The sequence below is a fragment of the Serratia sp. PL17 genome (genome assembly GCF_017832355.1).
In the GTDB taxonomy this organism is placed as follows: domain Bacteria; phylum Pseudomonadota; class Gammaproteobacteria; order Enterobacterales; family Enterobacteriaceae; genus Serratia.
In genome coordinates, this window is record NZ_JAFIBY010000007.1 from 218,236 (window position 1) to 232,778 (window position 14,543).

Annotated in this window: 13 protein-coding genes; 3 read left to right on the forward strand and 10 right to left on the reverse strand. The window is 52.1% G+C overall.

Annotated features, from left to right (window positions below; all coding sequences use genetic code 11):
* Positions 1–1,362 (reverse strand): PTS transporter subunit EIIC, encoded by a 1,362-nt coding sequence (locus tag JOE25_RS20670; protein WP_209638439.1) that lies wholly within the window; start codon positions 1,360–1,362, stop codon positions 1–3.
* A 19-nt stretch (positions 1,363–1,381) separates the two neighbouring features.
* Positions 1,382–2,275 carry an N-acetylmuramic acid 6-phosphate etherase gene (gene murQ, locus JOE25_RS20675; protein WP_209638441.1) on the reverse strand — a complete coding sequence of 298 codons (894 nt, stop codon included), beginning with the start codon at positions 2,273–2,275 and terminating at the stop codon, positions 1,382–1,384.
* 166 nt (positions 2,276–2,441) lie between these two features.
* On the opposite strand from murQ, the gene JOE25_RS20680 reads away from it, so the two are divergent.
* The 3 genes from JOE25_RS20680 (at position 2,442) to JOE25_RS20690 (ending at position 5,352) form a co-directional block, all read left to right on the forward strand.
* Positions 2,442–3,290: a MurR/RpiR family transcriptional regulator gene (locus JOE25_RS20680; protein WP_209638443.1), complete on the forward strand. Its 849-nt coding sequence runs from the start codon at positions 2,442–2,444 to the stop codon at positions 3,288–3,290.
* A gap of 133 nt (positions 3,291–3,423) precedes the next feature.
* Positions 3,424–4,962, forward strand: a complete 1,539-nt coding sequence (locus tag JOE25_RS20685; RefSeq protein WP_209638445.1) for a phosphoethanolamine transferase — start codon at positions 3,424–3,426, stop codon at positions 4,960–4,962.
* 129 nt (positions 4,963–5,091) lie between these two features.
* Positions 5,092–5,352: a YfhL family 4Fe-4S dicluster ferredoxin gene (locus JOE25_RS20690; RefSeq protein WP_130381756.1), complete on the forward strand. Its 261-nt coding sequence runs from the start codon at positions 5,092–5,094 to the stop codon at positions 5,350–5,352.
* 65 nt (positions 5,353–5,417) lie between these two features.
* On the opposite strand, the gene acpS is transcribed toward JOE25_RS20690, so the two are convergent.
* The 8 genes from acpS to JOE25_RS20730 all read right to left on the reverse strand — a co-directional run bounded on the left by acpS (position 5,418) and on the right by JOE25_RS20730 (position 14,538).
* Positions 5,418–5,798: a holo-ACP synthase gene (gene acpS, locus JOE25_RS20695; protein ID WP_209638448.1), complete on the reverse strand. Its 381-nt coding sequence runs from the start codon at positions 5,796–5,798 to the stop codon at positions 5,418–5,420.
* A complete protein-coding gene (pdxJ, locus tag JOE25_RS20700; protein WP_209638450.1) occupies positions 5,798–6,529 on the reverse strand; it encodes a pyridoxine 5'-phosphate synthase in 732 nt (243 codons plus the stop codon). Before pdxJ ends, acpS begins: the two co-directional genes overlap by 1 nt.
* Before the next feature lie 74 nt (positions 6,530–6,603).
* Complete coding sequence (gene recO, locus JOE25_RS20705; protein WP_209638452.1) at positions 6,604–7,335, reverse strand: DNA repair protein RecO; 732 nt, start codon at positions 7,333–7,335, stop codon at positions 6,604–6,606.
* 8 nt (positions 7,336–7,343) lie between these two features.
* Positions 7,344–8,252 (reverse strand): GTPase Era, encoded by a 909-nt coding sequence (era, locus tag JOE25_RS20710; protein ID WP_209638454.1) that lies wholly within the window; start codon positions 8,250–8,252, stop codon positions 7,344–7,346.
* Entirely contained in the window at positions 8,249–8,929 is a 681-nt protein-coding gene (gene rnc, locus JOE25_RS20715) for a ribonuclease III (protein WP_037422087.1), read from the reverse strand. Before rnc ends, era begins: the two co-directional genes overlap by 4 nt.
* Before the next feature lie 182 nt (positions 8,930–9,111).
* Positions 9,112–10,089, reverse strand: coding sequence for a signal peptidase I (gene lepB, locus JOE25_RS20720; protein ID WP_209638456.1), 978 nt, complete (start codon positions 10,087–10,089; stop codon positions 9,112–9,114).
* Between the two features lie 32 nt (positions 10,090–10,121).
* Positions 10,122–11,921, reverse strand: a complete 1,800-nt coding sequence (gene lepA, locus JOE25_RS20725) for a translation elongation factor 4 (RefSeq protein WP_209638458.1) — start codon at positions 11,919–11,921, stop codon at positions 10,122–10,124.
* Between the two features lie 196 nt (positions 11,922–12,117).
* Positions 12,118–14,538 carry a hypothetical protein gene (locus JOE25_RS20730; protein ID WP_245210032.1) on the reverse strand — a complete coding sequence of 807 codons (2,421 nt, stop codon included), beginning with the start codon at positions 14,536–14,538 and terminating at the stop codon, positions 12,118–12,120.
* Between the last annotated feature and the right edge of the window lie 5 nt (positions 14,539–14,543).

Here is a 14,543-nt window from a genome sequence, read left to right on the forward strand (position 1 = left end):
CTACTCCTCAGGATCGTTGAATCCCATTATCCAGGTGAAAATAAATCCAGCGGCAATGGTAATCACCAGACCAGCCAGATACAACATCACCTTACCCGAGACAATGGTTAACGCCAAAGGTAAACCTGAGATACCGAAGGTGATCACCGTCGCCACTTTCCAGTAGCTGATCAGCGCCCCTCCGACCGCACCACCGAGGCAGGCGGCGATAAAGGGTTTACCCAACGGTAGCGTCACACCGAAAATCAAGGGTTCGCCAATGCCGAGAATGCCGACCGGCAACGCCCCTTTGATCACCTTTTTTAGGCGCGCATTGCGGGTTTTCATTAATACCGCCAACGCGGCCCCCACCTGACCGACTCCCGCCATCGCTAAAATCGGCAACAGTGGGTTGGAACCGTGGGCCTGCACCAGTTCGACGTGGATCGGCACCAGCCCTTGATGCAAACCGGACAACACCAGCGGTAAGAACAGCCCGGACAACACCGCCCCCACCAGCAAGCCACCCTTGTCGATCGCCAGATTAGCACCGTGGGCAATGGCATCAGAGATGTAACCCCCCAGCGGCTGCAGGATCACAATGGCCAACGACGCCGTCACCAACGTGGTAATCAGCGGATTGAGGATCAACTCAATGGATTCCGGCAGCCAATTGCGCAGGCGTTTTTCCACCCAGCACATCAATGCCACCACCAACAGCACCGCAATTACCCCACCGCGCCCGGGTTGCAAGGCTTCGCCAAACAAAGTGATCTGCGCCAACGCCGGGCTAGAGAGAATACCGGCCATCACGCCGCCCATGGCCTGGGAACCGCCAAACACCCGTGCGGCATTCACCCCCACCAAAATATTCATGATGGCGAACACCGCGCTGCCGAAAATCGCCAGCAACCCCAGCACGTTGGGATAATTCACCGCCAGCTCGCCGGCAATATCCGGCCGCTTCAGCACGTTGATAATGCCGGTAATCAGACCGGAAGCGATAAACGCCGGTATCAGGGGAATAAAGACATCGGCCAGTTTTTTCAGCGCTCCGCTCATTGGTGCCGAATACTTTTGCTTAGCCTGCGCCTTGTTGCGAGCGATACTGTCCTCAGCGGCCGCAGGGGCACCGCTGAGCAGTGTACGCATGGCGTCCACCACCTTGGCCGCGGCACCGGGGCCAACGATGAATTGATGCTGTTCGCCTTGCTTGATGTAGCCCTTAATACCCGGTAACTGCTTGAGCAGCGCTAAATCAAGACGTTGCTCATCGTTAACCTCAACGCGAACCCGTGTCATGCAGTTTTGCAGCAGGAGGATATTCCCCTCACCGCCAATCCCCGCCAGAATCTGTGTTGCCAGTGCCGTTGTTTTGTCCATCGCCCGCCCCAGGTGTGGTTTAGCGCGTCAGTGCCGCGCGCAAATAGCCGTCATGTTGCTGTAAGCGCTGCTGCGCCTCATCTGCATCAACGCCAGCCAGAATCATCAGGATTGCCGGTTTGACCTCAAAGCGGGTCTGCTTCAGTGCAGTTTCAGCCTGACTGCGCTCGGCTCCGGTGGCTTCCATCACGATGCGACAGGCACGATCCACCAGTTTTACGTTGGTGGCTTTCACATCCACCATCAGATTTTCATACACCTTACCGAGCTTGACCATCGCACCTGTCGACAACATATTCAGCACCAGCTTCTGTGCTGTACCGGATTTCATGCGCGTTGAGCCAGTCAAGGCTTCCGGCCCCACGACGGGCGAAATTGCCACCTGCGCCTCATGCGCGATCGGTGAATCCGGGTTGCAGGAGATGGCTACCGTTGGGCAACCCAGTTGCCTTGCGTAGCGCAACGCACCGATCACATAGGGTGTGCGCCCAGACGCCGCCAACCCCACCACGATGTCGGTCGCCGTCAAATTCAATGCCAAGAGATCGGCCTCACCCAGTGCGGCATCGTCCTCCGCACCTTCTACCGCTTTGAGCAACGCCCCTGGGCCACCGGCAATCAGTCCGATCACCATGCCATGGGGCACACCGAATGTCGGTGGGCATTCAGACGCATCCAACACGCCAAGACGGCCGCTGGTCCCTGCCCCCAGATAAATCAGCCGGCCACCAGCCTTCAGCGCGGCCGCAGCCAAATCCACCGCTTGAGCAATAGCAGGCAACACCTTCTCAATTGCCTCTGGCACCTTTCGGTCTTCCCGGTTAAAACAACTCACCATCTCCAGCGTCGACATTTCATCCAGCCCCATGGTGGCTGGGTTGCGGGTTTCGGATACCAATGCGCCTAAGTTCATTTCTTCACCTTTGAATTTTTAATTCACAAACTAATTTATTATCTGAATATTTTATTCAGCAAAGCGAGCGTTTTTTGCTATTTTAAAGACTCGGTCACAAAAATTTTCACTGCGCGTTTTCGCCGCCCACGTGGCAGAATGGCCGCTGGCCTCCAGAGAAAGATGAATGAGTACTCTTCTTCGTATTCGCCAGATGTATCCAACACTGGCTCAAAATGACCGCAAGCTGGCGGATTTCCTGCTGCATAACGCCGAGCAGGCGCGCCACCTTAGCTCACAAAAGCTGGCCCAGTTGGCTGGGGTCAGTCAGTCGAGCGTCGTGAAGTTTGCGCAGAAAATGGGTTACAAAGGCTTTCCTGCGTTAAAGCTGGCGTTGAGCGAAACGCTGGCTCACCCACAAGCAGAACCCGTCGTTACGGTGCATAACCAGATCCTCAGCAGCGATGCATTGAAAACCGTCGGTGAAAAGTTACTGGTAGAAAAGCAGGCTGCTCTGCGAGCTACACTGGATATCAACAGTGAGGAACGCCTTCATCAGGGACTGGAAATGCTGCGCCAGGCGCGAAGGGTCATCTTGCTGGGGATTGGCGCTTCCGGGCTGGTTGCCAAAGACTTCTCTTACAAGCTGCTGAAAATTGGCGTTATGGCCGTTGCCGAACCGGATATGCACGTCCAATTGGCAGCGGTTCAGGCACTGGATAAACGGGATTTACTGCTGGCCATTTCGTTTAGCGGTGAACGCAGAGAAATCAATCTGGCGGCCGAAGAAGCCCGTATGGCAGGCGCGAAAGTGTTGGCGCTAACCAGTTTCTCGCCCAATGGCCTGCAGCAACGCGCCGACCATTGTTTGTATACCATCGCCGAAGAACCCAACACCCGCAGCGCCGCTATTTCTTCCAGCACCGCTCAATATGCTCTTACCGATCTGCTGTTCATGGCCTTGATTCAGCACGATCTCGATCACGCACGAGACCGCATCAAACACAGCGAACAGTTAGTGAAAAAGCTCGTTTAAGCCGTATAATGCCCGAGCCACAAATACCAAGGTATAAAAACCTGTATAATAATAGAGTATGTGGCTTTTATTGTTTAAATCACGCCCACGATTTGAGCAGGCATGGACAGCACTATATTGACATTTGAGCTTAATGAAAACGCACACAATAACTTTAAATAAATCCCACATATCTATAACATCATCCACGATCCGCAGCTTTTTAATCTTCGTTGCCACCGCATTTATCTTAATAAGATCGATGGGCTACGGCGGTGCGAAGGGGATTGATATTCTTTTCATTTCACTTACGTTACTATTATTATCTGCAATCCCCCTCACCCGATACTTTTTGGTTACCCCCTATATTATATTATGTGCGTTCTATGCCCCCGTCGGTGTAATATATGGCCCCCCTTCGGTTGTCGTGGTATCGGCGCTGTTTCAAACCAACAAGGCAGAAGCCGTCGAATTCCTGCACGCCATACCGGCAGGCTGCTATCTATTACCTTCTGCTACATTGCTGATGCTGTTTCTTCTTGTTCGCTATTGCTGGCGCTATCCGCTCCCGGTCCGGAAAGCACTGCCATTTCTGCTGATTTTAATCCTGCTGTTATTTGTCAGAATACTCAGCGGGAACATAGAGAACCTTAGGTTGGTGAATTTCTTTTCCTCATTTTTTTCGTCGTACCAGAGCTACAACCAACAAATGATGGAACTTGATGCCGGTATGCAAGCCCAACCCCGTTGGACTATTAACAGCATTGATAATAACAAGGCTAATTATGTCATTGTCGTCGGTGAAAGTATGCGCAGAGACTATATGTCATTATTTGGCTACCCTACGCCGACAACGCCATTCCTTGATCAAGTAAACGGGACATTTTACAGTAATTATATTTCTACTGCGCCGAATACATTCGAATCACTGCCAAGAACTTTGGCATTGAGCGACGAAAAAAAAAGCTATATTTCAGATAATATTATTACTTTGGCAAAGGCCGCTGGATTACGTACTCATTGGTTTTCCAACCAAGGGTTGATTGGCCAATTTGATGCACCTGTCTCCAAAATAGCCCTGTTCAGCGATGAGTATCAGTTCCTGAAGAAAGGGGACTATCAGTCGCGGAACACCGACGACGATGAGCTGCTGCCCTTGTTGCAAACCGCATTGGATACCCATGGTTCCGGGAATTTGTATGTTCTGCATATCATGGGATCGCATTCTGACTTTTGCGAACGGCTCGGCGGCGAGCCACCGGTTTTCACCAGCAACAACGCTGAATTGGCCTGTTACCTTTCAACTTACCGCAAAACGGACCGCTTTATCGAACATGCCTACCATATGCTGCAAGAGACCCATGAACCCTTTAAATTAATCTATTTCTCGGATCACGGCCTTTCTCACCGCAATGTTGACGGTAAACTGTACCTACGCCATGGCGGCAATACCCGGCAAAATTACGAGGTGCCGCTGTTAGTGCTTGCGGATACCGATCGACAACGAACCTTCATTGACGCGCCACGCAGTGCCTTTGATTTTATCAGTCTGTTTGCCCAGCAGGCAGGCATAGTTGTCACACAACCACAGCTGCATCAGACAGTAACCGGGACAGATAAGCGACAAGTCTTTAATGGTCAGGAAAGGGTTGATTTTGATCAGTTGGCCAATGACCCGCCGGAGTTACTATGACAGCCGTCTAAACCGACTAAACTCACCGCTGCAACACATTGGCAGCCGCAGGTGGAAAAATGCCCAATAAAACGGGTTCTATGATAGATTGCGCGCCTGTTCGTGTGCACCGATTAAAAGATAACTGAAATGGCACTGCTGATTACCAAGAAATGCATCAACTGCGACATGTGCGAGCCGGAATGCCCCAATCAGGCGATTTCGATGGGTGATGATATCTACCAGATTGATACCGATCGCTGCACCGAATGTGTCGGTCATTACGATACGCCCACCTGCCAGCAGGTGTGCCCCATCGACAATACCATTGTCGTTAACCCTCAGCACCGCGAAACCAACGAACAGCTGTGGGACAAGTTTGTGGTGCTGCACCACGCCGAGCAGCTGTAACGGCCCAGGTTCCAGATCGAAAAGGGCGCCAACAGGCGCCCTTTTTTTGTGGCAAAGCCAGGCTGTTATCCTTCGATAATCACCGTAGCGCAGGCGTAACGCCGTTCATCGGCCAGCGAAACGTGGATGGATGTCACCCCCATTTCCTGTGCCAATTCGGCAGCACGCGCGTGCAGACGAATATTTGGCTTGCCGAGACCGTCGTTAAAAACTTCAAACTGATTAAACGCCAAGCCATTGCGAATACCGGTACCAAATGCCTTGGCAACGGCCTCTTTCACCGCAAACCTTTTGGCCAGGAAACGCACCGGCTGCTGATGCTGCTGATACAGCGCCCACTCGGCATCGCTCAGCACGCGCCGCGCCAGACGATCGCCGCTGCGCTCAACGACGGCTTCGATACGCGCCATTTCGACAATGTCGGTGCCCAGCCCCAGCACGGCCATTAACGACGTGCTTCGCGCATCAGCTGTTTCATATCCGCGACGGCAGCAGGTAGACCACACATCACCGCCTGCCCGATAATCGCGTGGCCGATATTCAACTCATGCATTTCCGGCAGTGCCGCGATAGGCTGAACGTTATGGTAAGTCAGACCATGCCCGGCATTCACCTTCAGGCCTTTTTCTGCCGCGTAAGTTGCAGCAACCGCAATACGATGCAGCTCGGCTTTCACCGCCAGCTCGCCTTCGGCTTCCGCATAAGCGCCGGTATGGATTTCAATGTAAGGGGCTCCTACCGCCACCGCGGCATCGATCTGCCGATGGTCAGGATCGATAAACAGCGATACCAAAATGCCGGCCTGCGCCAGTCGCTCAACTGCAACGGACATTTTGTCCTGTTGTCCGGCAACATCCAGCCCACCTTCAGTGGTCACTTCTTCACGTTTTTCCGGCACCAGGCAACAAAAATGCGGCTTCAGCTCAATCGCGATATCCAGCATTTCATCCGTCACAGCCATTTCCAGATTCATGCGCGTCTGGATGGTCTGACGCAAAATGCGAACGTCGCGATCGGTGATATGACGACGATCTTCACGAAGGTGTACCGTGATCCCATCGGCTCCTGCTTGCTCGGCAATAAATGCGGCCTGAACCGGATCCGGGTATTGGGTTCCGCGCGCGTTACGTAACGTGGCGATGTGATCGATATTGACGCCCAGCAGCAAATCAGCCATGACAACCCTCTAAAGAATTGATTTTCAGTGGCCGTAGTTTACACGTGGGGGCTGCGCGGCAAAAGGGGAAAAGGTCAGGCGTCGTCGACCGGGGTATCCGGCTGTTTACGGACGAACTGACGAAATAGTTCACGGCTCTTCAACGGCTTTCCACCCAGATAAGGCTTGAGTGCCATACGCGTGAAACGCTTGGCCGCACGTAATGTCGACACATCAGGGAACTGACGCTCTGCCAACGCACGTAGCTCACGACCGGTAAAGCTGTAATGGTCTACCACCAGACTGGCGATAAAACCTTTTTCTTCGCGGTAACGGTAGGTCATACCCTCATCCACCGGCAACCCGCTGCCGGCGCAATGCAGAAAATCCAGACCGTATCCCAGATGGTTCAACAACGCCAATTCGAACTGACGCAATGCCAGCTCCGGCGAAACCTCTTCAGCCGCCAGCGCCTGCAAACACTGTAAGTAATCGAAGAACAATACCGAGTAGTTGGCTTCTTGTTCTAACACCCGTGACAGCAATTCGTTCACGTACAGGCCGCTGTACAACATCATGCCACTGAGAGGCAAACCCAGGGAGACCGCTTCGGCGTTACGCAGCGTTTTGACTTCGCCACGCCCACCCCAGCGTACCAAGAGAGGAGTAAAGGGTTGCAGGCAACCCTTTAAATTGGAGCGGCGGCTGCGCGCGCCTTTTGCCAGCAAACGCACCCGCCCATGACCTTCCGTGAACATATCCAGCATGAGACTGGTTTCACTGTACGGTCGTCCATGCAGGACGAAAGCGCGCTCCCAGCCGTCCATTGGATAGGTTATTTCAGATCGTCGGTATAGCCCAGGCTACGCAGCGCACGTTCGTCATCCGCCCAGCCCGATTTCACTTTCACCCACAGTTCCAGATGCACTTTGGTTTCAAACATCTGTTCCATATCCTGGCGGGCTTCGATGCCGATCGTTTTGATCTTCGCACCTTTGTTACCGATGACCATTTTCTTCTGGCCTTCACGCTCGACCAGAATCAGACCGTGTACGTTGTAACCACCGCGCTCGTTCGGTACAAACTGTTCGATCTCAACCGTCACAGAGTAAGGCAGTTCTTCACCCAGGAAACGCATCAGCTTTTCACGGATGATTTCCGACGCCATAAAACGCTGGGAACGATCGGTAATGTAATCGTCCGGGAAGTGGTGTTCCGCTTCCGGCAATAACTTGCGTGCGATAGCCGCGATAGTGTCCACGTTCATGCCTTTCTCGGCAGAGATTGGTACCACGTCGAGGAAGTTCATCTGCTGGCTAAGGAACGCGATATGCGGCAACAGTTTGGATTTGTCGGTAACGTTGTCGACCTTGTTGATCGCCAGCAATACCGGACATTTCAAACTACGCAGCTTATTGACCACCATTTCATCATCAGGGGTCCAGTTAGTTCCTTCCACAACGAAGATCACCAGCTCGACGTCGCCGATTGAGCTGCTGGCTGCGCGGTTCATCAAACGGTTGATGGCGCGTTTTTCTTCGATGTGCAGACCCGGGGTGTCGACGTAAATCGCCTGATAGGCGCCATCGGTGTCGATACCCATGATGCGGTGACGGGTCGTCTGCGGTTTACGCGAGGTGATGGAGACTTTTTGCCCCAACAGTTGGTTCAGCAACGTGGATTTACCCACGTTGGGACGACCGACTATCGCGATAAAACCACAGTATTGTTTTTCTTCGCTCATTCAAGCTCCAGCTTTTTCAGCGCTTGTTCCGCTGCCGCCTGTTCAGCTTTACGGCGGCTTGAGCCTGTTCCCACGACGGGTTCGCTCAAACCACTCACCTGACAGTGGATAGTAAACTCCTGATCGTGCGCCTCACCGCGAACCTGCACCACCAGATAAGAAGGTAACGGCAGATGACGACCTTGCAAAAACTCCTGTAAACGGGTTTTTGGATCTTTCTGCTTATCACCAGGGCTGATTTCGTCCAACCGGCTGCGATACCAGTCCAAAATCAGTCGTTCAACAGTTTGGATATCGCTATCCAGGAACACGCCGCCAATTAATGCCTCTACCGTGTCCGCCAGGATTGATTCGCGGCGGAACCCACCGCTTTTCAACTCACCCGGGCCCAGACGCAGACATTCTCCCAGATCGAACTCGCGTCCCATCTCCGCCAACGTATTACCACGCACCAGCGTGGCACGCATGCGGCTCATATCGCCCTCGTCTACGCGAGGAAAACGATGGTAGAGCGCGTTGGCGATGACAAAACTAAGAATAGAGTCACCCAGAAACTCAAGACGTTCATTGTGTTTACTGCTGGCGCTACGGTGAGTTAACGCTTGCAGTAAGAGCTCCTGCTGTTGAAAAGTGTAGCCCAGCTTCCGCTGCAGCCTATTTATTACGATGGGGTTCATGAGTTACCAATAGATCAAGAATGCGTCAAAAACTTGCAGCATACGGAACAGGCCTGCTTCGCCGAAAGCCAATCCAAAGCTGTTTCGTTTGCAGTGGCTCCCAACAGGGAGCCAACTTTTTATCGCTCGAGCCGGTATTCTACAACGAGTGGAAATATAATGCTGCGTTAATAGACGCCTGATTAATGAATTCCACCGATGCGGCTAAATCTTACGCCGGTAGGCCATTCGCCTTCCTGCTTTTCAAAACTCATCCAGATAGCCGTGGCTTTACCCACCAGATTTTTCTCCGGTACGAAGCCCCAATAACGGCTGTCAGCGCTGTTGTCGCGGTTATCACCCATCATGAAGTAATGACCCGCAGGCACAACCCACTCCGCCAGCGGTTTACCTGGCTGCTGGTAATAAGCCCCCACCTGATCCTGCGTGCCCGGCACGGTCAGAATATGGTGAGAAACAGTCCCCAGCGTTTCCTGACGCTCACGCAGACGGATGCCACCCTGCGGCACATTGTCGCTCAACGGAATCTGGTAGAAGCCGTTGCTGGCCTCGCCCATGCCGCTGCGGCTAAACAGCTGCACAAAGTCGCTAGGTTGCGCATCGTTGTAAGTCACCGCCAATGCGGTATCGCATGATTGACCGCTATTACACGAAGGCTGGACGGTCACACGCTTATTGACGGGATCGTAACTTACACGGTCGCCCGGCAAGCCAATGACGCGTTTGATATAATCCAGCTTTGGATCCAATGGATATTTAAATACCGCAATATCACCACGCTTCGGATGGCCGGTTTCAATTAGCGTCGTCTGGGTAATAGGATCTTTAATGCCGTAAGCATATTTCTCCACCAGAATAAAATCGCCAATTAACAACGTCGGCATCATTGAGCCCGACGGGATCTGGAAGGGTTCGTAAATAAACGAACGCACCACAAAGACCAACAGCAATACCGGGAAAACGGATGCACCGGTTTCAACCCAGCCTGGCTGCTTCGCCACTTTCGCCAACGTTTTATCGTCTACAGCGCCTGCAGTTTGTGCATTCACCGCCGCAATTTTCGCCCGGCGAGCCGGCGCCCATCTGAAGCGCTCAAAGGCCCAAATGATCCCGGTGACTAACGTTGCCAGTGCCAGGATCAGGGCAAACATATTCGCCATGCAAACTCCCTAGTTACGCGAACTTGTCGCTGTTACTTACTGTCTTTGCCAACGTGCAGAATGGCCAGGAACGCTTCTTGTGGCAACTCAACGTTACCCACCTGCTTCATGCGTTTCTTACCGTCTTTCTGTTTCTGCAGCAGTTTTTTCTTACGGCTAACGTCACCGCCGTAGCATTTTGCCAACACGTTTTTACGCAGCTGTTTCACCGTTGAACGCGCGATGATATGCGTACCGATAGCGGCCTGAATGGCAATATCGAACTGCTGGCGTGGGATCAGCTCTTTCATCTTCTCGACCAGTTCGCGACCGCGATACTGCGCATTGTCACGGTGAGTGATCAACGCCAACGCATCCACACGCTCGTTGTTGATCAGCACGTCGACGCGCACCATGTCGGAGGTCTGGAACCGCTTGAAGTTATAATCCAGCGACGCATAGCCACGGGAGGTGGACTTCAGGCGATCGAAGAAGTCGAGCACCACTTCCGCCATCGGGATTTCGTAAGTCAGCGCAACCTGGTTACCGTGATAAACCATGTTGGTCTGCACGCCACGCTTTTCGATACACAGGGTAATCACACTGCCCAGGTATTCCTGCGGCATCAGCATGTGACACTCGGCGATCGGTTCACGCAACTCTTCGATATTATTGAGCGGAGGCAGCTTGGACGGGCTATCAACGTAGATAGTCTCTTTGCTGGTGGTTTCCACTTCATACACTACCGTCGGTGCGGTGGTGATCAGCTCCAGATCGTATTCACGTTCCAGACGTTCCTGGATGATCTCCATGTGCAGCAGGCCAAGGAAGCCACAGCGGAAACCGAAGCCCAGCGCGGTGGAGCTCTCTGGCTCATAGAACAGGGAGGCGTCGTTCAGGCTCAGTTTGCCCAACGCATCGCGGAAGGACTCATAGTCGTCAGAGCTGATTGGGAACAGACCCGCGTAAACCTGCGGCTTCACTTTTTTGAAACCTGGCAAGGCTTTGTCTGCCGGCTGACGTGCCAACGTCAGGGTATCGCCTACCGGCGCGCCAAGAATGTCTTTGATAGCACAAACCAACCAGCCTACTTCGCCGCAGTTCAATACGTCACGATCGACACGTTTTGGCGTGAAGATACCCAGACGATCGGCATTATAGGTTTGGCCGGTGCTCATGACCTTGATCTTGTCGCCCTTACGCATGGTGCCGTTCTTGACACGCACCAGGGAAACAACGCCCAGGTAGTTATCGAACCAAGAGTCGATGATCAGTGCCTGCAATGGCGCGTCTGGATCGCCTTCTGGCCCTGGGATATCGCGCACCAGACGTTCCAGAACGTCGGGCACACCCACACCGGTCTTGGCCGAGCAACGCACTGCGTCGGTCGCATCAATACCCACGATGTCTTCAATTTCCTGCGCAGCGCGATCGGGATCGGCAGCCGGCAAGTCAATCTTGTTCAGTACCGGCACCACTTCCAGATTCATATCCAGCGCGGTGTAGCAGTTAGCCAACGTCTGAGCTTCTACGCCCTGCCCGGCATCAACCACCAGCAGTGCACCTTCACAAGCAGCCAGTGAACGAGAAACTTCATAGGAGAAGTCAACGTGCCCTGGCGTGTCGATAAAGTTGAGCTGATAGGTTTGGCCGTCTAGCGCTTTATAGTCCAGCGTCACGCTTTGGGCTTTAATGGTAATGCCACGCTCACGCTCCAGATCCATAGAATCGAGCACCTGCGCAGCCATTTCACGTTCAGTCAAGCCACCGCAAATTTGGATAATACGGTCGGACAGCGTCGACTTACCGTGGTCAATGTGGGCAATAATAGAAAAGTTTCTTATGTGTTTCATTTAATTAGATTTTTCTCAGATTAAGCGCTTACGTTTTTAATCGGTGGACACAGTGATGGACATAAAACCAAAACTACCCACATAGCATGTGGCGCATCTTACACTGTCTATGCGCCGCGTGAAAGCCAGAGCAGGACTGCGGTTTGTAATATCAAGTAATGTTAATCCAAAATAGCCGGGGTCCATCCCGGCACATTCACTCTCTCATTACAGGAAGGACTGCACCAAGGCTTTCCATAGCTCGTTCGTGGATCGCTGTTGTTGCATAGTGAACAGCCCAAATCAACTCATCCTTCCTGAGTTTGTACTCGTTTCCTGCTGGCTTGTACTCCTGCACGAGTTCTCGTCCAGCCTCGATAGCCTTTTTGACAACGACCTGACTATCAGGGATAGCCTCAGTGACAACGACACCGTTTTCAATGACTGCTGCACGACCAGGAACAGTTTCATAAACGGCAGGTTCCGCTTCCCATTCACGAAACACTTCAGGCTGCTCTGGCCATTCGTCATAACCAAACGCACCGTATTCGCTCCATACCAGCCCGTATTTTTCCATAATGGCAATGCAGGCTTGTACAGTCGGGCCGGAGTGTAGTCTGGCATCATTGCCTTCTTCTTGCAGGCGCTGTATCCACTGCCAAAAACCCGGTAATTTCCCGATAAAATAAAATGCCAGGATTTCATTCTCAGTGAAGATGCGAGGGCGTGACTTAAGCCGTTCGTCTGATGTTACATTCGGTGCGTTTTGGAAGTACCCACCCAGCCATGGATATGCGGCAGTGCCACAATAAAGCTGTTTTGAATTACGGTTAGTAAATCCATCGGTAGTCAGCATCACCCCTGTTGTATTGTTATTCACGTAAACGGTGTCGGAATATCCTTTAAACGATGCGCCATTACTGCTCCAACCCCAACGGCGCACGGCATCTTCCAGTCGCCCTCCTGGAGGGACAGTAACGAAGTTAAACCCTTTTCTATCGTCATCAGGTATCGCAATAAACAAAGAGTCAACACCATTACCCCGCATGCGCCCTATATAGGGGTATGAACCGCCCAGCATTCTGTCTGCCGCATTAGGGTCATACAATGACGGCTTGCAATCAGCCAATGTGGTATCTTTAAAATTACCAAATGGCCCACCCCGGTTACTGAAAATAAACGTTGCGGGAACGCCCAGGCGTGGCGGTACAGGCGCATCAATAGTCATTGTGCCGTTGTAATAAATTAAGTCCCCATGAACGTGCCACCAACTGTCGTCGGTGCATTTCAGTATGAAGTCTCCTTCACACGTTATGGTTCCGAATGAATTATCACAGGTGACATTCTCTATATCCAATAACTTGCAACCCGAACCACCGAACGCGCGAATATCGAAACGGCTGTGATAAATATGTCCACGGCGACCAGCAGGGATATCTGATTTTATGCCAGAGCCACTATTGATTGGATTGGCTGGGTCAATATACATCTGCATTTGGCACGAAATAAACTCAGTGCCATGGAATGAATTATCGCCGTCCGTTATTTTGAATATCACAGAGTTTTTGCAGTTATGTAATCGCCAACCAATAAACCGGTTGAACTCCGTAAAGCTGGTCTTCCGTTTATTGTGCAGCATGACGGCGGCATACATATCTGTTGCAATACAGTTGTAACTCAGTGTCCCGCAAGAGTCTCGGTTCTCATAAGCAATACCCATCCCGCGCGATGAGGGGTGCGCAATAAAGGTAATGCCATCAATGCCACGAGACGTAAAGGAGCCGGAACCGCCTGTATTGATGATGCAGGTCGTCTCATTATCGGGAGATTTAACGAAAAACCGCGCCAGACCTTGCCCCACCGACACTATCTTCACACCCCTTGCACCTGCTTGTGAGTTATCGCCTTCGAAACCGATGCCGCCGAGATTAATAGGGCCGGATTGGGTTCTGTCGAGGAAATAGTCATAACCTGCCGGAACCTGAACTTCGAGATAGCCATTTTGCTTGGCCTTCTCAACCGCATTAATAATAGCCGGCAAGTCGTTAGTCCCTATCCCTGTCTCCGGGTTATAGTCTCCTTTGGCACCTTCTGAGAAAATATTGACATACTTAATTGCATCTCCGGTTGTCCCCCCCTGCTCAAGAGCGACAATATACCCTCCACGACCAGCACCGGCAGATTTTAAATCCGAGCGAAGGGTTAAATCATTAACATCAACCCAGGTATTCGGAGTAAAACCGCCGGTTGTCTCCGGTGTGGAGTTTGCTGGAACAGTTTTGGGGTAATCTCCTCTCCAGGAGTAAAATGCATTATTATATTTTAAACGCAATGCCTGGCTGATATTCGTCAATATGAAACCATCTTCGAACGAATCAACAGGGGTATATCCTGAGTTTCGAATCGCGTTTTGCATCTCCTCAAGGCTTCTATTTAACTCGTCAATGGCGTCTTGCGCCTTGGCATCAGCTCCATTTTTAGATTGTTCCGCTCTATTTGCAGAGCCTGCCGCGTTCTCCGCTGCTGCTTGAGCCGCTAACGCCGAGTCAGATCCAGTGGATGCACCAGCAGTCCGGCGCTGCCCTAACGTCACGGAAACCCCTACCACATCAGTTACTGGCAAACCGTTATTTAACATTTTCA

Bases quoted from the DNA above. Each gene is read 5' to 3' on its own strand.
- JOE25_RS20680 (WP_209638443.1), top strand. From the start codon at position 2,442: ATGAGTACTCTTCTTCGTATTCGCCAGATGTATCCAACACTGGCTCAA.
- JOE25_RS20670 (WP_209638439.1), bottom strand. From the start codon at position 1,362: ATGGACAAAACAACGGCACTGGCAACACAGATTCTGGCGGGGATTGGC.
- recO (WP_209638452.1), bottom strand. From the start codon at position 7,335: ATGGACGGCTGGGAGCGCGCTTTCGTCCTGCATGGACGACCGTACAGT.
- pdxJ (WP_209638450.1), bottom strand. From the start codon at position 6,529: ATGGCTGATTTGCTGCTGGGCGTCAATATCGATCACATCGCCACGTTA.
- rnc (WP_037422087.1), bottom strand. From the start codon at position 8,929: ATGAACCCCATCGTAATAAATAGGCTGCAGCGGAAGCTGGGCTACACT.
- JOE25_RS20690 (WP_130381756.1), top strand. From the start codon at position 5,092: ATGGCACTGCTGATTACCAAGAAATGCATCAACTGCGACATGTGCGAG.
- lepB (WP_209638456.1), bottom strand. From the start codon at position 10,089: ATGGCGAATATGTTTGCCCTGATCCTGGCACTGGCAACGTTAGTCACC.
- JOE25_RS20685 (WP_209638445.1), top strand. From the start codon at position 3,424: ATGAAAACGCACACAATAACTTTAAATAAATCCCACATATCTATAACA.
- era (WP_209638454.1), bottom strand. From the start codon at position 8,252: ATGAGCGAAGAAAAACAATACTGTGGTTTTATCGCGATAGTCGGTCGT.
- acpS (WP_209638448.1), bottom strand. From the start codon at position 5,798: ATGGCCGTGCTGGGGCTGGGCACCGACATTGTCGAAATGGCGCGTATC.
- lepA (WP_209638458.1), bottom strand. From the start codon at position 11,921: ATGAAACACATAAGAAACTTTTCTATTATTGCCCACATTGACCACGGT.
- murQ (WP_209638441.1), bottom strand. From the start codon at position 2,275: ATGAACTTAGGCGCATTGGTATCCGAAACCCGCAACCCAGCCACCATG.
- JOE25_RS20730 (WP_245210032.1), bottom strand. From the start codon at position 14,538: ATGTTAAATAACGGTTTGCCAGTAACTGATGTGGTAGGGGTTTCCGTG.